Annotated in this window: 1 protein-coding gene; it reads right to left on the reverse strand. The window is 64.5% G+C overall.

Features of this window, described 5'->3' with window-relative positions:
* On the reverse strand, nucleotides 1–151 hold a 151-nt coding region (locus Q5762_RS40230), incomplete at its 3' end, for a DUF3303 domain-containing protein (protein ID WP_399495628.1).
* Between the last annotated feature and the right edge of the window lie 108 nt (nucleotides 152–259).

The raw sequence follows: 259 nt of genomic DNA on the forward strand, positions 1-259 counted from the left end.
GGTCGAAGTTCGGTTCGATCCAGCTTGAGACGTAGTTGAGACCGTCGGGCATCTGGCGGCCCTGGTCGCGCAGGCGGCGGTAGATCGGCTTCGGGTCGCGGTTCCTGAAGCGCTCGATGATCATGAACTGCATGCGTGGCCCCCTCTCCATCCGTTGTCATGGCCCGCAACTGCGGGCCATCCAGTTGGCGCGCTTCAGCGTTGCAAGCAACGCGGCGCATGAGCCTGCGCCGACCGTCGTAGGATCACCTGGATGGCC

This window comes from Streptomyces sp. P9(2023) (genome assembly GCF_032436795.1).
GTDB lineage: Bacteria > Actinomycetota > Actinomycetes > Streptomycetales > Streptomycetaceae > Streptomyces.